This is a genomic window from Rahnella sp. EDr1-12, assembly GCF_049206505.1.
GTDB lineage: Bacteria > Pseudomonadota > Gammaproteobacteria > Enterobacterales > Enterobacteriaceae > Rahnella > Rahnella rivi.
Genome location: NZ_JBLZNY010000009.1, coordinates 24,652 through 43,233 on the forward strand (window position 1 = coordinate 24,652; position 18,582 = coordinate 43,233).

Annotated in this window: 17 protein-coding genes; 6 read left to right on the forward strand and 11 right to left on the reverse strand. The window is 51.9% G+C overall.

All coding sequences use genetic code 11. The features are described 5' to 3' along the window. Positions 1 to 55: 55 nt before the first annotated feature. From ACO0U8_RS22465 to gmk, 6 genes are all read right to left on the reverse strand, one after another. On the reverse strand, positions 56 to 1,381 hold the full coding sequence (locus ACO0U8_RS22465; protein ID WP_183850496.1) for a PTS sugar transporter subunit IIC: 1,326 nt from the start codon (positions 1,379 to 1,381) through the stop codon (positions 56 to 58). A gap of 215 nt (positions 1,382 to 1,596) precedes the next feature. After that, a complete protein-coding gene (gene recG / locus ACO0U8_RS22470) occupies positions 1,597 to 3,678 on the reverse strand; it encodes an ATP-dependent DNA helicase RecG (protein WP_122097103.1) in 2,082 nt (693 codons plus the stop codon). Next, positions 3,675 to 4,373 (reverse strand): tRNA (guanosine(18)-2'-O)-methyltransferase TrmH, encoded by a 699-nt coding sequence (gene trmH / locus ACO0U8_RS22475; RefSeq protein WP_056777558.1) that lies wholly within the window; start codon positions 4,371 to 4,373, stop codon positions 3,675 to 3,677. Before trmH ends, recG begins: the two co-directional genes overlap by 4 nt. A gap of 5 nt (positions 4,374 to 4,378) precedes the next feature. After that, positions 4,379 to 6,487 (reverse strand): bifunctional GTP diphosphokinase/guanosine-3',5'-bis pyrophosphate 3'-pyrophosphohydrolase, encoded by a 2,109-nt coding sequence (gene spoT / locus ACO0U8_RS22480; protein WP_056777553.1) that lies wholly within the window; start codon positions 6,485 to 6,487, stop codon positions 4,379 to 4,381. 19 nt (positions 6,488 to 6,506) lie between these two features. Further along, positions 6,507 to 6,782 carry a DNA-directed RNA polymerase subunit omega gene (gene rpoZ, locus ACO0U8_RS22485; protein ID WP_056777549.1) on the reverse strand — a complete coding sequence of 92 codons (276 nt, stop codon included), beginning with the start codon at positions 6,780 to 6,782 and terminating at the stop codon, positions 6,507 to 6,509. Between the two features lie 54 nt (positions 6,783 to 6,836). Then, positions 6,837 to 7,460 (reverse strand): guanylate kinase, encoded by a 624-nt coding sequence (gmk, locus tag ACO0U8_RS22490; protein WP_056777546.1) that lies wholly within the window; start codon positions 7,458 to 7,460, stop codon positions 6,837 to 6,839. Positions 7,461 to 7,741: 281 nt separating this feature from the next. Between gmk and ligB the strand changes: the two genes are divergently transcribed. After that, positions 7,742 to 9,439 (forward strand): NAD-dependent DNA ligase LigB, encoded by a 1,698-nt coding sequence (gene ligB, locus ACO0U8_RS22495; RefSeq protein WP_421671657.1) that lies wholly within the window; start codon positions 7,742 to 7,744, stop codon positions 9,437 to 9,439. Positions 9,440 to 9,458: 19 nt separating this feature from the next. Here the strand turns inward: ligB and ACO0U8_RS22500 are convergent, their stop codons facing one another. After that, on the reverse strand, positions 9,459 to 10,079 hold the full coding sequence (locus ACO0U8_RS22500) for a trimeric intracellular cation channel family protein (protein ID WP_056777538.1): 621 nt from the start codon (positions 10,077 to 10,079) through the stop codon (positions 9,459 to 9,461). Positions 10,080 to 10,425: 346 nt separating this feature from the next. Here ACO0U8_RS22500 and ACO0U8_RS22505 point away from each other — a divergent pair, with 346 nt between their 5' ends. Together ACO0U8_RS22505 and fabF are read left to right on the forward strand one after the other, a co-directional pair. Beyond that, positions 10,426 to 11,046 carry a TetR/AcrR family transcriptional regulator gene (locus ACO0U8_RS22505; protein ID WP_056777535.1) on the forward strand — a complete coding sequence of 207 codons (621 nt, stop codon included), beginning with the start codon at positions 10,426 to 10,428 and terminating at the stop codon, positions 11,044 to 11,046. 139 nt (positions 11,047 to 11,185) lie between these two features. Continuing rightward, positions 11,186 to 12,460, forward strand: a complete 1,275-nt coding sequence (fabF, locus tag ACO0U8_RS22510; RefSeq protein WP_056777531.1) for a beta-ketoacyl-ACP synthase II — start codon at positions 11,186 to 11,188, stop codon at positions 12,458 to 12,460. An 80-nt stretch (positions 12,461 to 12,540) separates the two neighbouring features. On the opposite strand, the gene ACO0U8_RS22515 is transcribed toward fabF, so the two are convergent. Next, on the reverse strand, positions 12,541 to 13,404 hold the full coding sequence (locus tag ACO0U8_RS22515) for a YicC/YloC family endoribonuclease (protein WP_122097101.1): 864 nt from the start codon (positions 13,402 to 13,404) through the stop codon (positions 12,541 to 12,543). Between the two features lie 127 nt (positions 13,405 to 13,531). Between ACO0U8_RS22515 and rph the strand changes: the two genes are divergently transcribed. Both rph and pyrE read left to right on the forward strand, forming a co-directional pair. Further along, positions 13,532 to 14,248 carry a ribonuclease PH gene (rph, locus tag ACO0U8_RS22520; protein WP_056777524.1) on the forward strand — a complete coding sequence of 239 codons (717 nt, stop codon included), beginning with the start codon at positions 13,532 to 13,534 and terminating at the stop codon, positions 14,246 to 14,248. A gap of 85 nt (positions 14,249 to 14,333) precedes the next feature. Next, complete coding sequence (gene pyrE / locus ACO0U8_RS22525) at positions 14,334 to 14,975, forward strand: orotate phosphoribosyltransferase (protein ID WP_056774439.1); 642 nt, start codon at positions 14,334 to 14,336, stop codon at positions 14,973 to 14,975. A gap of 69 nt (positions 14,976 to 15,044) precedes the next feature. Here the strand turns inward: pyrE and slmA are convergent, their stop codons facing one another. From slmA to coaBC, 3 genes are all read right to left on the reverse strand, one after another. Continuing rightward, positions 15,045 to 15,641 (reverse strand): nucleoid occlusion factor SlmA, encoded by a 597-nt coding sequence (slmA, locus tag ACO0U8_RS22530; protein ID WP_056774442.1) that lies wholly within the window; start codon positions 15,639 to 15,641, stop codon positions 15,045 to 15,047. A gap of 171 nt (positions 15,642 to 15,812) precedes the next feature. Next, entirely contained in the window at positions 15,813 to 16,271 is a 459-nt protein-coding gene (gene dut / locus ACO0U8_RS22535) for a dUTP diphosphatase (protein ID WP_056774445.1), read from the reverse strand. Continuing rightward, on the reverse strand, positions 16,249 to 17,466 hold the full coding sequence (gene coaBC, locus ACO0U8_RS22540) for a bifunctional phosphopantothenoylcysteine decarboxylase/phosphopantothenate--cysteine ligase CoaBC (protein ID WP_421671667.1): 1,218 nt from the start codon (positions 17,464 to 17,466) through the stop codon (positions 16,249 to 16,251). The genes dut and coaBC overlap by 23 nt, the downstream gene beginning before the upstream one ends. A gap of 182 nt (positions 17,467 to 17,648) precedes the next feature. On the opposite strand from coaBC, the gene radC reads away from it, so the two are divergent. Further along, the gene (gene radC / locus ACO0U8_RS22545; protein WP_056774448.1) at positions 17,649 to 18,329 is read left to right on the forward strand and encodes a RadC family protein; all 681 of its coding nucleotides are present in this window, start codon (positions 17,649 to 17,651) and stop codon (positions 18,327 to 18,329) included. Positions 18,330 to 18,582: the final 253 nt, after the last annotated feature.

Below are 18,582 nucleotides of genomic sequence, written 5' to 3' on the forward strand. Positions count from 1 at the left end.
AAATAAGGGCGCAGAAACGACTGTTTCCGCGCCCATCTTCTCTTTTCAACGTGGCTTAATTCAGGGCGTCTGCCTGCTCCGTATAGACTTTTTCCTCTTCCGCGGCTTTCTCCTGCGTCAGTAACTGCTTCTCGTAGACTTTAAAGAATGGATAGTAAATCACCATGGAAAGCGCCATCAGCATGATGACCAGAATTGAAACTTTGAAATCCCAGCCCATCGCCCACGCCGCACCAATCGGTGCCGGAGATGTCCAGGGAACCAGAGACATCATGTGCGGCAGAAGGTTGGTTGAAACAGCCAGATAGGCGACCACGGCATTGATCATCGGCGCCAGAAGGAAAGGAATGAAAAATACCGGATTCATGACGATCGGCGTGCCGAAGATCACCGGTTCATTAATGTTGAAACAGCTGGGAACCAGGCTCAGTTTCCCCATGGTGCGCAAATGCGCTGATTTACTGCGGCAGAACAGTAACACCAGCCCCATCGTTGCGCCGGAGCCACCAATGACGATCAGAAAATTCCAGAATGCCTCGGTCATAATATGTGTCATCGGCAATCCGGCGGCCAGAGCGGTCTGATTGAGGCCGAGATTGGTTAACCAGAAAGCCTGTAACATGCCCGAAACAATCGCAGAACCGTGGATTCCAGCAAACCATAGCAAATGACAAATCAGCACCGCGAGAAGCACGGCAGGCAGGGAGTCAGCGGCAGAAATCAGAGGTTCGAACAGTGCCATAATCGCCTGTGGCAGCAACATATCAAACCCGGACTGCACCAGTAAGCTGATGGGGAAAAGCGTAATCACGACGGCAATAATGGGGATTAACAGATCAAACGAATGCTTGATGTTCGAGGGAACCTGCTCGGGCAGCCGTATGCCGATATTGTATTTTTTCAGCAACCGCGTCAGTTCGGTAACGTAAATGGCCACCAGTATCGCGGTGAAAATCCCCACGCCGCCCAGAGCTACCGTTGACATCTTTTCATCGACCTGTGGCGCCGCCACCAGCAGGAAAGACATGAGCGACAACATGGCCGTCATAAACGGGTCCAGTTTGTAGCTTCTCGCCAGATTGTAAGCAATGGAGGCGGCGATGTAGATCGACATGATGCCCATGGTCATATTGAACGGCGTGAGTATCTGAACTTCATATTTCGCTGACAACGCCAGCCAGCTGCGGGCGAACCCCCATGATGATTCCGGCGAAAAAGGAGGATGCACGAAAACGAGTAAAAACGATCCGACAATCATAAACGGCATTGCTGAAATAAAGCCGTCACGCACGGCCATAACGTGCCGCTGAGAAGATAACCGGGCCGCGAACGGACTGATTTTTTGTTCTATAAACTGAAAGAGTGACTGACTGATGCTCATAATGATAATGGCCTTATGATGAAGAAATCACACAGGGTTGCCTTAATTATCATCAGTGTAGATGCGGGGTATGAAACCGGTTACCGACTTTGTGCCAGTCTGTGAAGGTCATCAAATAACCCGTGAAGAAAGAGAGTGCGGGCCGTTTTGAACAAAACCCGGAGGAATGTATTCTTCGAAAACATCATTTTTAATTATGTTTTCTGAGGGGAAAGTCAGGCGTTGGTGTAACGAACGCGCTCCGGCAGCCAGCGTTCAATCAGTGCTTTAGCATGGTCGGGGAATTGCTGCTGGAGATAGCGCGCGATGCGCTGCACATCCGGGATCATCGCCTGATCGCGCAGCAGATCGGCCACTTTGAACTCTGCGCTGCCCGTCTGGCGCGTGCCCAGTAATTCTCCCGGACCACGGATTTCTAAATCTTGCTGTGCAATCACAAAGCCGTCGTTGCTGTCACGCAGAACCTGTAAACGCTTCTGCGCAGTCTTGCTGAGCGGCGTTTTGTATAGCAGAACACAATGGGATGCGACTGCGCCACGACCAACGCGGCCGCGCAGCTGATGCAGCTGCGCCAGACCCAGTCGCTCCGGGTTTTCGATGATCATCAGGCTGGCATTCGGCACGTCAACGCCGACTTCAATGACGGTGGTCGCCACCAGAAGCTGCACTTCGCCTTTTTTAAAGGCCTGCATGACGGCCTGCTTTTCCTGCGCTTTCATTCGGCCATGCACCAGCCCGATATTGAGCGCCGGAAGTGCTTCTTTCAGCCCTTCCCAGGTCGCTTCTGCCGCCTGAGCTTCAAGCATTTCTGATTCTTCGATCAGCGTACAAACCCAATAGGCCTGACGATTTTCCTGCTCGCAGGCACTTTTGACGCGGCTGATAATGTCACTGCGGCGGGTGTCAGGAATGGCGACGGTGGTCACCGGCGTACGGCCCGGCGGCAGTTCGTCGATCACGGAGGTATCGAGATCCGCATAGGCCGTCATCGCCAGCGTTCGCGGGATAGGCGTTGCCGTCATGATCAGCTGATGCGGATGGAAGCCCTGCTGTAATCCCTTTTCCCACAGCGCCAGACGCTGATGCACCCCAAATCGGTGTTGTTCATCAATGATCACCAGCGAAAGGGAAGAAAACAGTACCTGCTCCTGGAAGATGGCGTGAGTCCCGACCACCATGGAAACCTGACCGCTGGCAATCGCATCCTGCTGCGCCTGCCGGGCTTTGCCCTTTTGCTTGCCCGCCAGCCAGCCTACCTGAATCCCCAGCGGTTCGAACCACTGGCGGAAGTTATTGGCGTGCTGTTCAGCCAGCAATTCTGTCGGTGCCATTAATCCGACCTGCTGGCCCTGAGCGATAGCGCAAAGTGCCGCGAGAGCCGCCACCAGCGTTTTACCAGAACCCACATCGCCCTGAACCAGACGCATCATCGGATAACTCTTTGCCAGATCCTGCTCAATTTCCGTCACAACACGTTCTTGCGCCCCGGTTGGGCTGAACGGCAGTGAGGCGAGGAACTGTTTTTTCAGGCGATCGTCGTGATGTAACGGCATCGCTTTATAACTTTGCGTACCCGCGCGAACCGCCAGCATGCTGAGGTTATGCGCCAGTAACTCTTCCATAATCAGTCGGCGCTGTGCCGGATGATGGCCTTTCTCAAGATCAGCCAGCTGTATATCCGGCGGCGGGCGATGCAGCAAATGCAGCGCCTGAGGAAGTGATATCAGCGAACGGCTCAGTTCTTCGGGCAACAATTCGGCGATAGGCACGGTATCAAGCAATTCCAGCGCCTGATCGGTCAGCTTACGCAGCGTCGCCTGACGGATACCTTCTGTAGTGGGATAAACCGGTGTCAGCGACTCCTGTAAAACGACTTCGCTGTTCTCGCCCTGAATGCGGTATTCCGGATGAATGATTTCTGCGCCGATCGTGCCGCGTTTGATTTCACCATACGCAGTGACCCGACGGCCTGTCGCCAGACTGTTTTTCATCGCAGCGTTAAAGTTGAAAAAGCGTAACGTCACCATGCCGGTGCCGTCGCTAATCTGACACGTCAGCATTCTGCGGCGACCAAAGCTGATATCGCAGCGCAATACTTCGCCTTCAATGGTGGCAAACAGGCCGGGCAGTAAATCGTTTATGGCATACAGGCGGGTGCGATCTTCATAACGCAGGGGAAGGTGGAGCAGTAAATCCTGAATAGTTTCAAGGCCGAGCTTAGCGAGTTTATCTGCCTGACTGGCTCCGACGCCAGAAAGTGACGTGAGCGGGATGGCGTCGAGCAGGCGGCCTTTCATCTTTTTTTGACCGTCATTTGCATCGCTGACCACCATTCATCATCGGCAACAATTTGCCCCTGATCGTCAATGAAAGGGCGTGGAAGTTTTTTTCGCTTCGCCACATTCGACAGAACCGGATAACCCCCTTCAAATAGCAAACGCTGTTGTTCTTTTTCGCTGAGCAGGCTGGTTTCGCGGCGGTAAAGCCCTGCGTTTTCACGCTGGCGCTGGGCTTCGTACAGAATAAGCGCCGAGGCGACAGACACGTTTAGAGATTGCACCATACCGATCATCGGAATAATGATGTCGCTGTCTGCCAGTGCTAATGCTTCAGGCGTGATACCGGTTTTTTCCTGGCCAAGCAGAATGCAGGTCGGGCGGGTGTAATCAATTGCACGGAAATCGACGGCTTTTTCAGACAGGTTTGTGGCTAAGATTTGCATGCCCTGCGCCTTCATTTTGGCGACAGCATCCTGAATAGTTTTGTGAGTTTTGACCTGAACCCAGCTGTTACTGCCTGCCGCAGAAGAAACCAGCGTTTTCATTCGCGTTGTAGGCCAGACGGCGTGGATCTCATGAACACCGACGGCATCTGCGGTGCGAATGACCGCCGAAACGTTATGCGGTTTATGCACCTGTTCCATGCAGACCGTCAGGTCTGGCTGGCGAGCCGTCAGCATTTCACGAATACGTGCATAACGTTCTGGAGTCATAACAATCAGTTTCGGTTGCGGGTAACTTTGATAACGTCCGGCATGATACGAATTTTACGCATGATATTCGCCAGATGAACGCGATCGCGGGTCGTCAGGCGGATAAAGGCGCTGTAGACACGGCCGTCTTTTTCTTCAGTGCTCAGGCTTTGAATGTTTGACTGCGCGGCGTTAATCGCGGCGGTCAGGTTCGCCAGTGCGCCCTGATGATTGAACATATCGACTTTGATTTCAGCGATAAATTCCTGATCGGTTTCCTGATGATCATCCCAGTCAACAGCCATGAATTTCTCAGGTTCTTTCTGATAACCACGGATATTACGGCAGGATTCATGGTGAATAACCAGACCTTTGCCCGGACTGATATGAGCAATAATCGGATCACCTGGGATTGGACGACAGCATTTCGCGAACGTAATCAGTACGCCATCTGCACCTTTGATAGGCAGATTGCGCGTGCCTGAAGTTGCCATTGAAGACTGGTCACCCATCAGATTTTTGGCGACCACAACACTCATGGCGTTGCCCAGACCGATTTCAGCCAGTAAATCATCCATCGCGGCGAGCTTCATACGGTCCAGCTCGTTTTTGATGTTTTCAGGCGGAATATCTGACAGTTTCTTACCGGCACCCAGTGCATGATTCAGCAGACGACGACCCAGCGAAACAGAGTCATCACGCTTAAGGTTCTTGAGCATCTGCCGAATTTTGGCGCGGGCCCGCGAGCTGACAACAAAGTTCAGCCAGGCCGCATTCGGTCGGGCACCCGGTGCGGTGATGATTTCGATGGTCTGGCCGCTGGTGAGCGGCTGTGAGAGCGGATAAGGCTGGCGATCAACGCGCGCGCCCACGCAGGCATGACCGATATCGGTATGCACGGCGTAAGCAAAGTCGACCGGCGTAGCACCTGCAGGCAGTTCGACGATGCGGCCTTCCGGCGTAAAGACGTAAATCTCGTCCGGGAACAGATCCGATTTCACGCTCTCGATAAATTCAAACGAGTTGCCCGCACTTTGTTGCAGTTCGAGCAAACTTTGTAACCAGCGCTGGGCACGAATTTGTGCCGTTGTGCTGGTTTCACTGTTCTCTTTATAAGCCCAGTGAGCCGCAACCCCCATTTCTGCCATCTGATCCATATCTTCGGTACGGATTTGTACTTCCACCGGCACGCCGTGCGGGCCGATAAGAGAAGTATGCAAAGATTGATAGCCGTTGGCCTTGGGGATAGCGATGTAATCTTTAACCCGGCCTGGACGCGGTTTGTACAGACTGTGCGCCTGGCCTAACACGCGATAGCAGGTATCGAGTTCTTTAACGATCACCCGGAAGGCGTAGATATCCATAATGGAATGGAAACGCTGTTCCTTCAGGTGCATTTTGCAGTAGATCGAATACAGGTGCTTCTCGCGACCGCTGACACGACACTGAATACCGGCTTCGGTCAAACGGCCTTCTATCTCAGAGAGGATTTTCTGAATCATCTCTTTACGGTTACCACGCGCGGCTTTCACCACTTCTTTAATCACGCGATAACGGTTCGGATAGAGTGCTTCGAAGCCCAGCTCTTCGAGCTCGGTTTTCAAATGATGGATACCCAAACGGTGTGCCAGCGGGCTGTAGATTTCCAGCGTTTCACGGGCAATGCGGCGACGTTTGTCCGGGCGTAAAGAGCCCAGTGTGCGCATGTTGTGGGTACGGTCAGCCAGTTTGATCAAAATGACGCGGATGTCTTGCACCATCGCCATGACCATTTTGCGGAAGTTTTCCGCCTGTGCTTCTTTCTTATCGCGGAATTTCAGCTTGTCTAACTTTGAAACGCCTTCAACCAGTTCAGCAACGCTTTTGCCAAACAGTTGTTCCATATCCTGGTAGGTTGCAGGCGTGTCTTCGATAACGTCGTGTAATAACGCCGCCATCAGAGTCTCGTGATCGAGCCTCATTTCAGCCAAAATACATGCCACGGCGACCGGGTGAGTAATATAAGGCTCACCGCTGGAACGTGTCTGCCCCTCATGCGCGTCCCGCGCCACGAGGTAAGCCTGCACGAGGCGCTTAATTTGCTCCTCCGGCAGGTATTTTTGAATCAGTTGATTCAGGCTTTCAAAGATATACAAGTGAGATCCGTTTCGTTAATTAACGACGACCTTCAGCGATGGCAGTGACTGCCTGAATCTCTGCGGCTTCCTGCTCTTGCTGTTCCTGACGATCGCGAACATCAAGGATCTTATTCGTGATCAGGCCTTCTTCGATTTCGCGCAGAGCGATAACGGTGACCTTGTCGTTTTCTTCAGCGACCAGTGGATCTTTACCACCAGATTGCAGCTGGCGTGCGCGACGAGCAGCCACCAACACCAGGTCAAAACGGTTACCAATTTTCTCTACAGCGTCTTGAACAGTTACGCGTGCCATATATGTGCTACTCCACAGGGGGACGAAAGACTGGGCATAATACTGAAAGTGACTTCAGTCTGCCAATAGTTTGGTGATTAATCCGTCATGACGGAGTTTTTGACGGCTCAGACGAAGACGTTCGGCGCGAATAATGGTTTTTAAATCCGACAGCGCCAGATCAAAATCGTCATTCACGATTAAATAATCGTATTCAGCAAAGTGTGTCATTTCTGCCACCGCTTGCGCCATACGTTTTGCGATCACTTCTTCACTGTCCTGACCACGGCCACGGAGGCGTCGGTCAAGTTCATCTTTCGACGGCGGCAACACGAAAATACTGCGAGCCTGCGGCATTTTTGCACGGATTTGCTGCGCACCTTGCCAGTCGATATCCAGAAAAACATCCACGCCAGAGGCCAGCACTTGCTCAATGGTGACACGTGAAGTTCCGTAGTAATTACCAAAAACTTCGGCATGCTCTAAAAAGTCATCACTTTCAATCATCTCAAGAAATTCTTCTTTAGAGACAAAGAAATAGTGCTCGCCATGTTTCTCGCCCGGACGTTCTGAACGGGTGGTGTGTGAAATAGAAACCTGCGTGTCGTAGAGCGGTTGCGTTTTAAGTAAAGCCTGAATCAGACTTGATTTACCTGCTCCACTGGGAGCGGAGATGATATATAGCGTGCCTTGAACCATGATGATGACGTTTCAACTGAATGGGTTGATAGGAAGTATGCGAAGAGTGATCTCCCGCACAGTATACACGCTCGCCGCATCCGGTGCAGCGTCCAGTCGTATTTCATCGCAACTTCACGACAGAAAACAGCCCTTCCTGCCAGATTTCCGCGCCACATTCCAAAATTTCTTACTGTTGCTGCAACCAAGTAAATAAGCAGGAAGGCATCACGCAAAGAGGAAAAGTGGCGCTGGCAGCGAAGAAAACACTGGCGTCTACTGGCTGCCACAAGGAGGTGCCTATGCGCCGGATCGTATTTCTTATCAGCCTGTTCTTTCTGCCATTTTATGTACCCGCCAACAATGAGCTGCCGCAGGATTGCCCAGCATGGTCATCAGCGCAACTGACAGAGGAAACCCGGCAACTGACGGCGCAACTCGCGCAATGGGACAAAGATTATCACCAGTCCGGCAGCAGCCCGGTTGAAGATGCGGTTTACGATAATTTGCGCCAAAAACAGCGTTTGTGGCTGCAATGTGCCGGTCAGTCTTCAGAAGACGCGGGAGTACCTGTTGGTGTGAATGATCTTTATCCCCATCCGGTAGCTCATACCGGCCTTAATAAACTGCGGGATAAGCAAGCGATTTCAGGCTGGATGCGCGGGCGTAAAAATCTCTGGGTGCAGCCTAAAGTTGACGGAATTGCCATCTCACTCGTCTACCGGCACGGGCAGCTTGCTGCGCTGTTAAGCCGTGGGGACGGGGCAAAAGGTCAAAACTGGACAGCCAAAGTGCCTTTAATACCGTCAATCCCCCTCAAAATCCCGGATACCCGCCCCGAGCTGATTTTGCAGGGCGAACTTTATCTGAAGATGACCGGTCATCAGCAGAGTGTTGTGGGAGGCATGAATGCGAGATCCAAAGTCGCGGGAGCCATGATGCGCACCGCTGGCACTGAGCTGCTGTCGCAAGTGGGCGTGTTTATCTGGTCATGGCCAAACGGCCCGGCCACGATGACCGATCATCTTGGGCAGTTAGGCCTGCTCGGATTCCCGGTCGTTGGCCAGTTCACGATTCCGGTGCATTCGGTGGATGATGTCGATAAATGGCGGCAAAACTGGTTTACCCAACCTCTCCCGTTCGCTACCGACGGTGTCGTTATCCGGCAGGAAGAAGAACCCGCAGGTAAATATTGGCAAAATAAACCTGCTACCTGGGCGGTTGCATGGAAATATCCGCCTGCCAAAGCACTCACGGAAGTTGCCGGGGTTAGCACAACCATCGGACGAAGTGGAAAGGTGACGGTGATTCTGAACCTGAAACCACTCAGGCTCGATGATAAGTGGGTAAGCAAAGTGAATGTGGGTTCCATCTCCCGGTTTAAGCAATGGGATGTCATCGCAGGAGATCAGGTGGCGGTTTCACTGGCCGGGCAGGGGATCCCACGGCTGGATGATGTGGTGTGGCGGGTACGCGAGCGCACAGAAAGGGTATTGCCAGATCCTGAATCCTACGGGGCACTTTCCTGTTTTACGCCAGAGCCAGGCTGCAAACAGCAGTTTCTCTCACGGCTAATCTGGTTAAGTGGCCCGGAATCGCTGGATATGGCCGGCTTCGGGGGAGCCACCTGGCAAAAACTGCTTGAGGGCGTTCCTCTCAACTCTTTGACCGACTGGCTAGGTCTGAATGAAGACGTGATGTCAGCTGTACCGGGGATAGGCATTAAACAGGCGAAGAAGTTGATGGCGCAAATTCAGCTGGCGCGGAATAAAAGCTTCAGGCACTGGCTTTCCGCGTTGGGTTTCCCCTCTTTTGCCGTGAAATTTGCCGGGCAACAGCCTTCCTGGAATCATCTTCAGGAAATGACGCCACAAGACTGGGAAACGGCCGCAGGTATCGGACAAAAACGCACCGGGCAAATCGCGGACTTCATACATCATCCGCAGGTCATGGCATTAACGGAAGCGTTAAGGCAGGCAAAGGTGCCCGCGTTTCAGTGACGGGCAACGTGCCGGGAACTTAGTCGTGATCCGAATGCGGATAATTAAAGACGGGCAATCCGAGGCGAAATCGCAACGCAATCAGACGGGCGACAAAACCCACCAGCAGGGTAATGATGATCACCAGGTTATGCGGCATAGCGAAATACTGCAGACCGATATAAACCCATGCCGAGGCGAATGAAATCCCTGCGTAAATCTCTTTCTGAAACACTAGCGGGATCTGGTTACACATCATGTCCCGCAATACACCCCCGAATACACCGGTTATCACCGCACACACGGAAGCGATAATAGCGCCATGGCCCATATCAAGCGCGACCTGTGTCCCGATAATAGAGAACACCACCAGACCCAGCGCATCCAGCACTAGAAAGAGCTTTCGCAGATGCTGCATTAATGGCGCAAGCCAGGTTGTCAGGAGGGCTGCAAAGGCAACAATGATTATGTATTCAGGATGTTTTACCCAGCCGAGTGGATAATGCCCCAGCAGCATGTCACGTACTGAACCTCCGCCAATGGCGGTGGCAGAGGCGATAATGATGACGCCAAAAGAGTCCATCTTGCGACGTCCGGCAGCTAAAGCACCGGTCATGGCTTCTGCGGTGATACCAATAATATAAAGAACAGTGAGTAACATGAGTGTGCGCCGGACGGATCAGAAATGAGGAAACAGTAGCCGCGTAGAGTAATCAGGTTTTAAATTCCTCTCGACTGATTTTTTCTTTTGTATCGTTTTTAAAATTACAAAAACTAATGTGAAAAGGTGTTCAATCATTCGGTGTATAAGGATTTTAGTGAGGCAGGAATAATTTTAGATTAGAAAAATCGTCATTGCTGACTTGTTTACAGGCCACTCTCCCTCTCTCAGGCCCACGACTTCCTTTTAACCTGTCAGGAAATATCTTCTGCTAAATAGTGACGAATATGTATAATCGTTACCCACTCACACATCGTTTAATTGCTTTACCTATCCGGAGGAGTTTATGAAACCCGATATTCCGGTTGCGTTAACTCAGCGTGGACCTGCCGAACATGAACGGCGTGAGCAGATCATCAATGCAGCATTTGAGCATTTCCGGCTTTACGGTTATGCCAAAACGTCGGTGGCCGATCTGGCAAAATCCATCGGTGTCTCAAGTGCTTATATTTATAAATTTTTTGAGTCTAAACAGGCCATTGGCGAGGCGATTTGTTCTCAACGTGTCGGACAAATTGATCATGCGTTGTTGCTGATTGCACAAAGTGACCAAAGTGCCACTCTGCGCCTGCGATCCCTTTTTAGAACACTGCTTACGCGTAGTCTTGATCTCTTCTTTCAGGACAGAAAGCTGCATGATCTTGCTGCGATAGCCTCTGCTCAACAGTGGAAATCGACGTTAAATCATCGCGCTACGATGTACAGCATCATTGAGAAAATTGTCACGGACGGTCGCGAATCCGGGGAGTTTGAGCGTAAAACGCCGCTGGATGAAGTCTGTATGGCGATCACTACCGTGACGACGCCGTTCTCACATCCGCTGCTGCTGGAACAGAAAACCCCCGAGCAGTTGGAAGAACGCGTAACCGCTATTACCAGCCTGGTTTTACGAAGCCTGGCGAAATAACGAAGACAAAATTTTCGGGTTACGGGTTTACAAAACCGTAATTCGTCACATACTGTCAGCTTTTAAAGACCCTGTTTCTGCCGGACGAATCAAAACCCCTGCAAAAACGTATGCATTAACGGACAGGAAGGAACATTTTATGACTCATCGTCGAGTAGTGATTACCGGCATGGGGGCTGTGAGTCCTCTGGGCTGTGATATCGAAACTATCTGGAAGCGCCTGCTGGCCGGTCAGTCTGGTATCCGTGTATTGCCGGATGAGATTGTTGAAACGCTGAGCGTGAAAATCGGCGGTCAGGTGCAAACTAAAGAACAGGACCCTGAGTCTGGTTTCGATCCGGACCTGTTTGTCGTGCCGAAAGACCAGAAAAAAATGGACCGCTTCATTCTGTTTGCCATGGCCGCAGCCGAAATGGCGATCACTCATGCGGGCTGGAAAGCTGAAACCGCTGAGCAGCAGGAACGTACCGCGACCGTCATCGGTTCTGGTATCGGCGGATTTCCGGCCATCGCCCATGCCGTTCGTACCAACGACAGTCGTGGCGCTAAGCGTTTGTCTCCGTTCACCATTCCTTCATTCCTGGTGAATCTGGCAGCCGGTCAGGTTTCCATTAAACATCAGTTTAAAGGCCCTATTGGTGCTCCGGTAACCGCATGTGCGGCAGGCGTTCAGGCGATCGGCGATGCAGTGCGTTTGATTCGTAACGATGAGGCGGATGTTGCATTGTGCGGTGGCGCTGAAGCGGCGATCGATACTGTCAGCCTGGGTGGTTTTGCTGCCGCGAAAGCGATGTCAGCGGGTCATACCGATCATCCTGAGAAAGCATCCCGTCCGTTCGACAGTGGCCGTGATGGTTTCATCATGGGTGAAGGCGCCGGTATGCTGGTCATCGAAGAGCTGGAACACGCAAAAGCCCGTGGTGCGACTATCCTGGCTGAGATCGTCGGTTACGGCACCAGCGGTGATGCTTATCACATGACTTCGGGTGCAGAAGACGGGAATGGCGCAGGTCGCGCGATGAAAATTGCGTTGCGTCAGGCGGGTATTCAGCCTTCAGACGTACAGCATCTGAATGCTCACGCCACATCCACACCGGTCGGCGATCTGGGTGAAATCAACGCGATTAAAACCCTGTTCGGGACTGACGGTAAACTGGCCGTGACCTCGACTAAATCAGCGACCGGTCATTTATTGGGCGCAGCGGGGGGGCTGGAAACTATCTTCACGATTCTGGCTATCCGTGACCAGATTGTTCCGCCAACGTTGAATCTGGAAAACAAAGATGAAGCAGCTGCCGGTCTGAATATCATCGGTAATACTGCGCAGAAACATGGCATTACCTATGCTTTGTCGAACGGTTTTGGTTTCGGCGGCGTGAATGCCTGCGTACTGCTCAAACGCTGGGAAAAATAATCCCCCTCACCGCTGACACATAAAAAAACGCCTCGGGTTGTGATGACCTGAGGCGTTTTTATTACATCGGTACAAATAAATTACTCGATGTTCTGAATCTGTTCGCGCATCTGCTCGATCAACACTTTCAGCTCGATGGCTGATGTGGTGACATCGGCATTAATTGATTTTGACGCCAGCGTGTTCGACTCGCGGTTAAATTCCTGCATCATGAAATCAAGTCGACGGCCAACGGCTTCTTCTTTCTTCATGATTTTATGTGTTTCTTTGACATGCGCTTCAAGCCGGTCCAGCTCTTCGGCAACATCAACACGCTGAGCCATCAGCACTAACTCTTGCTCCAGTCGTGTGTTTTCCAGTTGTACCTGCGCATCTTCCAGCTTGCTGACCAGACGCTCACGCTGCCATTGCAGAATATTAGGCATATGGGCGCGGACCTTCAGCACTTCTGCGCTGACACCGTCAAGACGCTGTTCGATCATCACTTTCAGAGCGGCACCTTCGCTTTCACGGGCGCTGATGAAATCATCCAGAGCGGTTTCCAGTGCCTGCAGCAACTCGGTGCTGATAGCGTCCAGATCTTGTTCTTCGGCCAGCATTACGCCTGGCCAGCGCAGAACTTCCAGCGGATTAATTTCACCTTCGTCACTTTGCATTTTTACCCACTGCGCGGCTTCTACCAGCTGTTTAGCCAGTTTTTCGTTCAGCTGCAATGAGCTTTGTGCACCCGGATCGAGGTCAAAACGCAGATTACATTCGACTTTACCACGGGTCAGACGGGCACGAATGCGTTCGCGAACGACCGGCTCCAGGCTGCGGAATTGCTCCGGAAGACGGATATAAGTTTCCAGATAACGTTGGTTTACCGAGCGGAGTTCCCACGCTGCGCTGCCCCAGTCACCCTTAATTTCGCGTCGTGCATAAGCGGTCATACTACGAATCATGTATGCGTACCTGTTAATGTAAAGATGGAGGGATTATAGCCTCGGTGGACGGGTCATGATAGGCATTACCTCATGAAGTCCGTATAATGCGCAGCCAAACATGATTTGCGACCCGGAGTACTATCCCATGCGTCCAGCAGGCCGAAATGCACAACAAGTGCGCCCCGTAACACTGACCCGCCATTACACTAAACACGCTGAAGGTTCCGTGCTGGTGGAGTTTGGTGAAACTAAAGTGCTGTGTACCGCAACGGTAGAAGAAGGCGTTCCGCGTTTTCTGAAAGGCCAGGGTCAGGGCTGGATCACTGCAGAATACGGGATGCTGCCGCGTTCTACTCATACCCGTAATCCGCGTGAAGCCGCTAAAGGCAAGCAGGGTGGTCGTACTCTCGAAATCCAGCGTCTGATCGCACGTTCTCTTCGTGCCGCAGTGGATTTAAAAAAACTCGGTGAATTCACCATCACCCTCGACTGTGATGTTTTACAGGCTGACGGCGGTACGCGTACCGCGTCTATCTCGGGTGCTTGTGTTGCGCTGGCCGATGCGCTGAATGCGCTGGTCGCTGCGGGTAAACTTAAAGCCAATCCGATGAAAGGCATGGTCGCGGCGGTTTCTGTCGGTATTGTTAAGGGTGAAGCGCTGTGCGACCTTGAGTATGTAGAGGACTCCGCTGCTGAAACCGACATGAACGTGGTGATGATGGAAGATGGCCGCATGATCGAAGTGCAGGGCACTGCCGAAGGCGAGCCGTTCAGCCACGAAGAGTTACTCAATTTATTGGCCCTCGCGCGAGAGGGAATCGACACCATCTTCCAGGCGCAGAAAGCGGCACTGGCGGAATGATTTTTTAAGGCGACTGAGAAGTCGCCTTTTTTATGGCCTGCGGGCTGACAATGTCAGAAATACGAGATTAACGAGGAGACCATCAATGAAAGCCTATCAGCGCCAATTTATTGAGTTCGCACTGAACAAGCAGGTTTTGAAATTCGGCGAGTTCACCCTGAAGTCCGGGCGCATCAGCCCTTACTTCTTCAATGCCGGTCTGTTTAATACCGGACGCGATCTGGCGTTACTGGGACGTTTTTATGCCGAAGCATTGATGGATTCAAAAATTGATTTCGATTTAGTGTTTGGCCCGGCTTACAAAGGTATCCCGATCGCTACGACCACTGCCGTTGCGCTGGCTGAGCATCATGAGCGCGATGTGCCTTATTGCTTCAACCGTAAAGAAGCCAAAGATCACGGCGAAGGCGGTTTACTGGTAGGCAGCCCGCTGCAAGGGCGCGTCATGCTGGTTGATGACGTGATCACGGCGGGAACGGCCATTCGTGAGTCTATGGAAATCATCAATGCGAACCACGCGACGCTCGCCGGGGTTCTGATTTCCCTGGATCGTCAGGAACGCGGACGCGCTGATATCTCTGCCATTCAGGAAGTTGAACGCGACTACCATTGCAAAGTGATTTCTATTATTACGCTGGCAGATCTCATCGACTATCTGGAAGAAAAAACCGAAATGGCTGACCATCTGGCGGCTGTGCGTGCATATCAGCAGACGTACGGCGTTTAAGATTCGCCAAAAATAAAAAAAGGGCCGAAAGGCCCTTTTTAACATCTGACACATTATTTCGACGCGACGTTATTGCAACTGAGCCGAGATGAGCGGCCAGCGCGTATCAAAATCCTGCGTGGGACGGTACTTAAACTCTGAGCGCACAAACCGCGATAACATCCCTTCACAGTAAGCCAGCAACTGGCTGGCGAGCAGCGTTTCATCATAGGTGAAACCGCTGCCTTCACGCATTTTCTTTTCCCGCAGTACCTGACGCAACTGGGCTTCAATTCGCTCAAAGAGCTGATTGATGCGGCCCTGCAGGCGGTCCTGTTCAAACATCAAAGCATGTCCGGTCATGATGCGTGTCAGGCCCGGATTGCGTTCTGCAAAACCCAGAACCAGCAGCAAAATCAGACGGATCCGGTTCAACGTATCCTTTTCATCCTGCAAGATGAGATTGATACGCGAGATCAGGCTGTCTTCAATAAACTCGATTAAGCTGTCAAACATCCGCGTTTTACTGGGAAAATGACGATAAAGAGCTGCTTCCGAAACACCTACGCTGGCAGCGAGTTTCGCGGTCGTGATCCGCTGGCTGCCATCACTGGACTGAAGCATTTGCGCTAACGCCTGCAAAATCTCTTCGCGCCGGTTCCTTTTTGTCGTTTCTTTCTCTGCCATGTCTGAATAGACCCTTGCTAAAAAACGGCTAAAATCATGGAGAAACCGCACAACTGCCGCATGAATCGCTATGATCCTGCGGCTTTTTTCGTTCCCTTGGTGTTGTTACGGTCTGATAGTGATAAGGATCTGTTCAATATCGCGTCAAAATCTGCGGTGCTGAACAGGTTCTTATTGACGGCCGGAGTGGCCAAAACCACCTTCACCGCGTTCACTGGCGTTGAAATCTTCCACCAGATTGAATTCAGCCTGAACCACAGGCACAAAGACCATTTGTGCGATTCGCTCGCCCGGTTCAATCACGAACGTTGTTTGCCCACGGTTCCAGACGGAAACCATCAACTGTCCCTGATAATCGGAGTCAATCAGACCCACTAAATTGCCCAGCACCACGCCATGTTTATGCCCCAAACCAGAGCGCGGCAGGATCACCGCTGCCAGGTTTGCATCACCAATGTGAATTGCCAGACCGGTTGGCAGCAGCGTGGTTTCGCCGGGTTTGAGTTCAACAGAAGCATCCAGACAGGCGCGTAAATCCAGACCTGCAGACCCTGGCGTGGCGTAAGCCGGTAAAGGGAAAGTCGAACCGATGCGCGGGTCGAGAATTTTAATGTCGATTTTTTTCATCATAACGGCTGACAATCTCTTCTAATAAACGTTGGCCAAGCAGGGATTTATCGCTAAGCGGTAAGATTTTATCCCCGTCCTGCCAAAAAAGATGCAGGGCATTGCTATCGGTATTAAAACCTTGCCCGGCAAGTGAAACATCGTTGGCGCAAATCAGATCCAGATTCTTACGGATCCTTTTTTGCCGCGCGTATTCTTCCACATTCTGGGTTTCGGCGGCAAACCCCACGACATACGGCCGGTTTTCTGTCATCGCCGCCACGCCGGCAACAATGTCAGGGTTTTTAATCATTTTGAATGTGATTTCATCACCTTGCTTTTTGATTTTCTCATCAGCAATCAGTTCAGCACGGTAGTCTGCAACCGCGGCACAGGAGATAAAAATATGCTGTGAACTGGCAGAAAGCTGCACCGCGTGTTGCATCTCCAGTGCGCTTTCCACATCTATACGCCGGACATTCGCGGGTGTCGGTTGCGTCACCGGGCCGGCGATAAGTGTGACATTCGCACCGCGATTGGCGGCGGCTTTCGCAATCGCAAAACCCATTTTTCCTGAACTGTGATTACTGATGAAGCGAACCGGATCCAGCGCTTCACGCGTCGGGCCTGCCGTCACCATAATGTTCAAGTGCGCCAGATCCTGGCGTACGGAGAAATGGTTGATTGCCATATCGACAATGACCAGGGGATCGAGCATTCGTCCCGGGCCAATATCACCACAGGCCTGGCTTCCGCTGTCAGGGCCCCATAACAAGGTGCCTCTTGCTGCAAGCCGTTGCAGATTCTCCTGCGTGACGGTCGCGCGATACATCTGCTGATTCATCGCCGGAAGCACTGCAATGGGTGCCGCGGTTGCCAGGCAAACCGTGGTCAGCAGGTCATTAGCCATACCGGCGGCCATGCGTGCCAGTAAATCGGCCGTAGCGGGCGCGATCAGCACTAAATCAGCCCATTTACCTAATTCGATGTGACCCATCGCCGCTTCGGCTGCCGGATCAAGCAGGTCATCAGACACCGGATAGCCGGAAACCGCCTGCAGGCTCAGTGGCGTCACAAAAGATTTAGCCGCATCTGTCATCACTACGCGTACTTCCGCGCCACGCTCGCGTAAGCGACGTACCAGTTCTGGTGCTTTATAGGCAGCGATACCACCGCTGATACCGAGCACAATATGTTTGCCGGAAAGTCCCGTCATCATCATTGTCCGATTGATTGAAAGCCTGAAGAAGCGACATTTTAGCATAACGCACAATGATGACAGCTATTGGCGACACCCGAACGAGGTTGAATAAGATTTCTGCGCGATGCCTCGCAAGCTGAAGACGCCGAAAAGCCTGATGGTCGGGGCTGTGGCACAATCGCCGCGAAAAAGGAGTCAGGATGACGAAATCGCACAACGGCTGGCCGGATACGGTGAAACCACGGGAAAAGTTATTAGAGCAGGGTGCCAAAGGGCTGACAGATCAGGAACTGCTGGCGATTTATTTGCGCATCGGATCGCGCGGGCAGCATGTGATGGAGCTCGCTAAAAATCTGCTCGATGAGTTTGGCTCACTCCATCAGTTACTGATGGCGGATTTTAACGCGATGTCACGTATTAAAGGCATGGGCGTGGCAAAATATGCCCAGCTTGTTGCGGTGTCTGAGTTATCCCGCCGTGCCTATCTGCGTCATCTCAGTGCGGAAAATGCCATGCTCAGCCCGTCGGTTATTCGGGAGTATCTGCAGAATTTGCTGGTTTTTCGTGAAAGAGAGGTCTTTCTGGTACTTTTTCTCGACAACCAGCATCGGGTTATTCGCCATGAGGAGATGTTTGCTGGTACTATTGGGCACGTAGAAGTGTATCCCCGCGAAATTGTTCGCGGTGCGATGAAGGTTAATGCGGCAGCGTTAATTCTGGCGCATAATCATCCGTCCGGTCGGGCTGAACCCAGTCTGATGGACAGAAAAGTGACTGAACAAATTATTCGTGCGTGCCAACTGCTGGAAATTCGTGTTCTCGACCATTTGGTTGTAGGTCACGGAGAAACGGTGTCTTTTGCCGAACGCGGTTGGATTTAGCGTCGTTTTTTAAAGATCCTTTGGGATCTTTAGCTGTTCGGGACTTGAGCACTTACGCTACAGAGCGTATACTACGCCACCTTTGAGAATCTTGGGTTTGGCGTTAAGAGCCTATCTCAGCAGGTTTCATACCTGATGAAATGGTTTTTACCCGACGACAGTGAGTCGGTTCTCAGTGGAGTTTGCTGAGATGGGCTCTAAAAGCCTGACGAGGCGGCCATACCCTATACGAAGCTCGAGCTGATTTGATTTT

What these genes read in the sequence shown, in the direction of transcription:
- slmA (WP_056774442.1), bottom strand. Translation starts at nt 15,641, where the DNA reads ATGGCAGAGAAAGAAACGACAAAAAGGAACCGGCGCGAAGAGATTTTG.
- ACO0U8_RS22500 (WP_056777538.1), bottom strand. Translation starts at nt 10,079, where the DNA reads ATGTTACTCACTGTTCTTTATATTATTGGTATCACCGCAGAAGCCATG.
- recG (WP_122097103.1), bottom strand. Translation starts at nt 3,678, where the DNA reads ATGAAAGGCCGCCTGCTCGACGCCATCCCGCTCACGTCACTTTCTGGC.
- coaBC (WP_421671667.1), bottom strand. Translation starts at nt 17,466, where the DNA reads ATGATGACGGGACTTTCCGGCAAACATATTGTGCTCGGTATCAGCGGT.
- rpoZ (WP_056777549.1), bottom strand. Translation starts at nt 6,782, where the DNA reads ATGGCACGCGTAACTGTTCAAGACGCTGTAGAGAAAATTGGTAACCGT.
- trmH (WP_056777558.1), bottom strand. Translation starts at nt 4,373, where the DNA reads ATGACTCCAGAACGTTATGCACGTATTCGTGAAATGCTGACGGCTCGC.
- gmk (WP_056777546.1), bottom strand. Translation starts at nt 7,460, where the DNA reads ATGGTTCAAGGCACGCTATATATCATCTCCGCTCCCAGTGGAGCAGGT.
- ACO0U8_RS22465 (WP_183850496.1), bottom strand. Translation starts at nt 1,381, where the DNA reads ATGAGCATCAGTCAGTCACTCTTTCAGTTTATAGAACAAAAAATCAGT.
- ligB (WP_421671657.1), top strand. Translation starts at nt 7,742, where the DNA reads ATGCGCCGGATCGTATTTCTTATCAGCCTGTTCTTTCTGCCATTTTAT.
- ACO0U8_RS22505 (WP_056777535.1), top strand. Translation starts at nt 10,426, where the DNA reads ATGAAACCCGATATTCCGGTTGCGTTAACTCAGCGTGGACCTGCCGAA.
- rph (WP_056777524.1), top strand. Translation starts at nt 13,532, where the DNA reads ATGCGTCCAGCAGGCCGAAATGCACAACAAGTGCGCCCCGTAACACTG.
- ACO0U8_RS22515 (WP_122097101.1), bottom strand. Translation starts at nt 13,404, where the DNA reads ATGATTCGTAGTATGACCGCTTATGCACGACGCGAAATTAAGGGTGAC.
- pyrE (WP_056774439.1), top strand. Translation starts at nt 14,334, where the DNA reads ATGAAAGCCTATCAGCGCCAATTTATTGAGTTCGCACTGAACAAGCAG.
- radC (WP_056774448.1), top strand. Translation starts at nt 17,649, where the DNA reads ATGACGAAATCGCACAACGGCTGGCCGGATACGGTGAAACCACGGGAA.
- fabF (WP_056777531.1), top strand. Translation starts at nt 11,186, where the DNA reads ATGACTCATCGTCGAGTAGTGATTACCGGCATGGGGGCTGTGAGTCCT.
- dut (WP_056774445.1), bottom strand. Translation starts at nt 16,271, where the DNA reads ATGATGAAAAAAATCGACATTAAAATTCTCGACCCGCGCATCGGTTCG.